Raw genomic sequence first — 4703 nt, forward strand, 5'->3', positions numbered from 1 at the left:
TAATACGGTGTATTATATTTCAATCGTTCTCCATTTTTTGTGACAGGATCGGAATTATCTGCAGCTAACGCTGTTACTGGCAGGGAGGCTGCAGCGATTACTACAGCAAGTACACCCGTTAAACAGTTTTTCATTTTTTTACACGTTCCTTTCGTTTTTTACTCCTAAGCACTCTTACGGCTAAAATCGTAAGCTGACTAACTTTTTATTTACTACACATATATTTTTACGCAAGAATTACAGGAACATTTGGCGGATTATACATACTAGCAAACATCTGCAGAACTTTTTTTACTTTACTAAACATTCCCCTATACAGCAGAACACTTTTATTCATTAGCTTCCATTACTTCAAACGGTGTTTGTTTGTCATCTAAAGGTAGCTTAAAGTTCTCCTTATCTTGGTCATATACATGCCGAAAACTTGTAGACTCCATCCAAGATTTTTCCGCATGTTTCCCGTTGTATTCACTAAAATCAAACACTGCCGCAGCTCTCTCATTTATTACAGTCATTCCTTTTTTAAAGCTTCCTAGACCTATAGAATTATCTTCGGATGATCCATAAACAATATGGTCTGTCGTATTGTCATAATTTAAATAAACAGAGTCTAACAATTTATCACGAGCCCAATAGTGTACGCCGGGCTCATTCGATTTCGTTGATTTTATTCGTATCTTATCCATAGATTCGATGAACCCCTCTGATCCATCTCTATTCTCAAAAATAATTGGTGTTCCATTATCCGTTGCAGAATCAGCAAAAAGAACAAAATCATCTAGACCCCAACCTTCAAATGTGACACCACCTTTATCTGATAAATTTTTATCTTTTACATAATACGGTGTATTATATTTCAATCGTTCTCCATTTTTTGTGACAGGATCAGAATGATCTGCAGCTAACGCTGTTACTGGCAGAGAGGCTGCTGCAATTGTTACAATAAGTATGCTAGTTAAAGTTTTTTTCATATTTCCACACATTCTTTCTTATATATCTAAGCATAAAATAATAAACTTATACCTCTTGTTAAAAAAACTCTAGTGTAAAGTCCTCTCAAATACAAGAATCATTTATTTCACAATTAAAAGAGGGAGAAGAAATTTTGCCACTAAGCAAATCAATTCCCCTTTTAGCTTGTTCATCCCAACTTACATCAGAAACCATGAAACCGAACGATAAGGTTAAAAATGCACATATTGAAACTGTAGTAGTGACTTTTAAACGCATTAATTTGTCTCCTTTATTCTTTTTTACTACGTAACACAGGTAATTTATTATTTTATCCATAATTTATTTTATCGCATATAAAGATTAACTGTTGCGCAATATTTGTATGTTGACAAAAGACAATATACATTTTGAAATTATAAATAACCGTTGAGTTACCCTCGTTCTAATGTAAATAAAGGATATACTCTAAAAGACAATGAGGATTCCTAGCGGCATCGTTTTTTCTTTCTTTGAATTTGTGATAGCAATTGGATAAGACGGATTTTTATCAACTGTAATTACAAGAGACTTTGAAACATGAAAAGACTGCAAAGCCTTCTTGAAGAATTGCTCTTATCCCTGTCAAGCGAACAGATTCCGAGCCATATTTAGCACGTCTGCAAGAACAAATTAATAAATTTGGCTTTCAAGTAGAAGCGGTTGTTTTAGATGTAGGGGATTTTACCAATTACATTTGTAAAAAGCTAACGGAACAACGGATTTTTATGGTGATGGGCTATCGACGTTTCAGAAAATCCAAACAAGAAGTACCTAGAAGTTTTTTTCAATATGTCAAACAAATCGATAAATTTGTTTGACCAATGGGGTGTATCCTCACATATTGTACAACGGATTGTAAAGGGCAAAGGTAATACAAATCAAATCCAGCAGTCTGTTCAATTCGTTCAGGTTGTTTTTCAGCAAATCAAACATGTCGAAGAATCAATCGATATGTTTGGGAAGAATACAAAGAAATCGCTCTTGTGAATAAACGAACGAGTGCTGGAACACGTTTATATAAATTACGCAGTTCAACCATTGAACGAAGCTTTGCGGATGCTACAGAACTACATGGTTACCGGTATGCTCATTTTCGAGGGCGGGAGTCTGTCCAAATGCAGGCGTATCTTTACAGCAGCTTGCTAAAATAGGAAAAAATTGCTCTTCACCTAGCTAAAAAGAACTGGGTAAAGAGCGATTTTTTTGATATTAAATTCATACATGTAATATTTTGTCATGCATCCTATAAAAAATCATGTGTTCAGGTTTTTTTCAATACTCTGTGTACCTTAGGTACCAACGTACTGTTAGTAAAATGATATCTGGCTGGTAATGCTTCCATTTGAACATATTTTTTTATACTGATCAAGCACCTTTTATAAAGTAATCATATCAATATGTCCGAAATTTTAAGATTCATTGCACAAGTTTTATAGTTTTTGCATCAGAACCAATCTACTCAAATTAACTGTTATAGTTTTGTTAATTGTCTTCTCATATCTTTTATCACCAATTTTTTCATCGTATCTAAAATAGGAAGACTTAAGATCTATTTTCGCAAACTTAGCAATAACATTTCGAATATGCGCTTCATATCGTGAGCTATTTTCTCTTTTAAACTAATAGGTCTTTTAATTGACTGTTTATATTTTTCAACACTAACTCAATATATTGTCTGTAATTAGTATAAGGGAATAGTGGTTTCACATGATCTTCCCAACCTAAGTAAGCTAAATAGATATTTTCTCCATGCAATAATTCTTTGTGAAATATACGATTGTACATATAAACTTCCTTTTTTATGAAGCTAACCAATTGTAAAATGGGACTTTCCCTGTATATTCATGTTCGGAAAGTGTACGAGTAATTATATTTCGATCTAGCTTGTCTTTTTGTAACTGTTTTTTTGCATTCTCTTTTATTCTACGAAGCTCTAAATCTTCGATTTTATTAACTAATGCCGTAATCAAATAATCCCTAAAATTAGAGATTTTTCTTTGGTTGTATTTATCCATTACTTTTTTTAATACAGATTTAAAGCTACGATCTGTTAACTCGTCTTTTGTTGCGTCCCGAAGAGTATTTACAATTATATTTAATTGTTCTTCATTTAGGGAAAGAGAAGAGAAGCTTCGCTTATCATCATCAATTTTCGCTATATTATTTATATATATTTTGGTATTTTCTTTTTTGATATTTTTTCTTTGGTTATTTATATTGTACTGAATTTCCGAATCTTCGGAAACCATTTCCTGATTTTTAGAAATTGGTTTACCGAATTCGACCCGAACTAAATATCCTTCTGAAATTTGCTCCTGAATTGTTTCCTCTAACATCGCGGCAACATCTTCTTTAACTTGTCCGTAAATGTAAATCTGTTGTATGAACTTACCTTTTTCCAATACTTTTATACGCGCTGCATATTTGTTATATATTAATTCTTTAAGTGCGTTATAGTGTGCGTCACGTCCGTTTTTAGAACGTTGAATAATATCAGGCATGTTAACCTTCCAGGCTCCGTCACGATGTGAACAGAACTGAATTAAAAGATATTTCGCCATCCCTGTAAGATTACAATCATCAAGTAGAGTGTTCTCTACAACACTATGCCCACGTTTCCGAGCATGTTTAAAAACATCGTTAGCCATAATAAAAAATCCTCCATTTATTGCCCCGACAAAATTTAGGTACAGCGAATAGAGGATTTGTAGTTTACGTTTTTTAAAAATTATGATACTATTTAGGTATCAACTTAATTGACGTATATACAAAACCTCTGTTTCGGGTTTTTAAATGGTGTCTTGGCGACCAACCTTTCGACCATCTAAAAACTTCTGTCTGTCGGGGGTTTTTTATTTTATATAAAAGTTAGTTATTTAACAATCTATGTATCTACTCTCCATCTTAGCAGAATATTGAAGAAAATAGAAGAGTAATCGGGAATCTTAACGATTCTCGTCATAATTTAATGGTTCACAAGTGCAAAATCACATATAGCCCACTTACGGAAATAGGTAGACTATCAAAAAGACACCATAAGATGTCTTCCTCCGGCTTGAACTACTTTAATTTTAATAATATATATTAGACTCCCATCCAAATATTATTTTATCTTGTTAAATAATGTTGGTCATTAGGAAGACAACAGCTTAATAGATTGTGGAACAATGCACAATAGTGTGGTGGAGGCTATGTTAATGCGCGATGTTCCTTTATTTAACAACGGGATAGTAAAATTTCACGTATCTTATGTAACAGTAAATAGACAAATTTAGAAATAGGGAAATTCCTTCATGGCTCGATAGTTATCTTTATTATCAGCTATCGATAGGGAGACAGAAAAACAAGTTCAGAAAGAAGTAGTGAAAATACGGTTCTGTTGCAAAGTTAAAAAATCATTCGAATTTATGAATGAATCGTACAATTTTGTGTAAATCACTGAGCATGTATTCTGAATGAGTGCATGTTAATTCGTATTTTTTAAGAAATTAAAACTTTGCAACAGAACCTATTTTGTATATGGTAGCTACCTATGTATGATCTCTATCATACACAATTTGTACAATAAATAAGGACAAATTATCACTATCTAAATATAACGATAAAAGTTAAAATAGCTTTACAGATCATCTACAGGAGATAACGTACACATTTTTCTTTTGTGGTGCAGTTAAATTTCAGATTAATCTATCTAGTAGATATGCTAGTGA

General features: G+C 32.7%; 3 protein-coding genes and 3 pseudogenes. 1 reads left to right on the forward strand and 5 read right to left on the reverse strand.

Annotated features, from left to right (window positions below; genetic code table 11):
* Positions 1-329 precede the first annotated feature (329 nt).
* The 3 genes and pseudogenes from F3I02_RS17645 to F3I02_RS17655 all read right to left on the reverse strand — a co-directional run.
* Entirely contained in the window at positions 330-971 is a 642-nt protein-coding gene (locus F3I02_RS17645) for a hypothetical protein (protein WP_196477877.1), read from the reverse strand.
* An 85-nt stretch (positions 972-1056) separates the two neighbouring features.
* Positions 1057-1230 carry a hypothetical protein gene (locus F3I02_RS17650; protein ID WP_196477876.1) on the reverse strand — a complete coding sequence of 58 codons (174 nt, stop codon included), beginning with the start codon at positions 1228-1230 and terminating at the stop codon, positions 1057-1059.
* A 204-nt stretch (positions 1231-1434) separates the two neighbouring features.
* Positions 1435-1566 (reverse strand): annotated as a pseudogene (locus F3I02_RS17655) (IS6 family transposase); the annotation flags it as partial.
* A 20-nt stretch (positions 1567-1586) separates the two neighbouring features.
* Here F3I02_RS17655 and F3I02_RS34015 point away from each other — a divergent pair.
* A pseudogene (locus F3I02_RS34015) lies at positions 1587-2144 on the forward strand (transposase); the annotation flags it as partial.
* Between the two features lie 133 nt (positions 2145-2277).
* On the opposite strand, the pseudogene F3I02_RS17665 reads toward F3I02_RS34015, so the two are convergent.
* Positions 2278-2343: pseudogene (locus F3I02_RS17665) on the reverse strand (IS6 family transposase); the annotation flags it as partial.
* A gap of 449 nt (positions 2344-2792) precedes the next feature.
* Positions 2793-3641 (reverse strand): hypothetical protein, encoded by an 849-nt coding sequence (locus tag F3I02_RS17670; protein ID WP_196477875.1) that lies wholly within the window; start codon positions 3639-3641, stop codon positions 2793-2795.
* Positions 3642-4703 lie beyond the last annotated feature (1062 nt).

The sequence above is a fragment of the Bacillus sp. SRB3LM genome (assembly GCF_015712745.1).
GTDB classification, from domain to species: Bacteria; Bacillota; Bacilli; order Bacillales; family Bacillaceae_G; genus Bacillus_A; species Bacillus_A thuringiensis_K.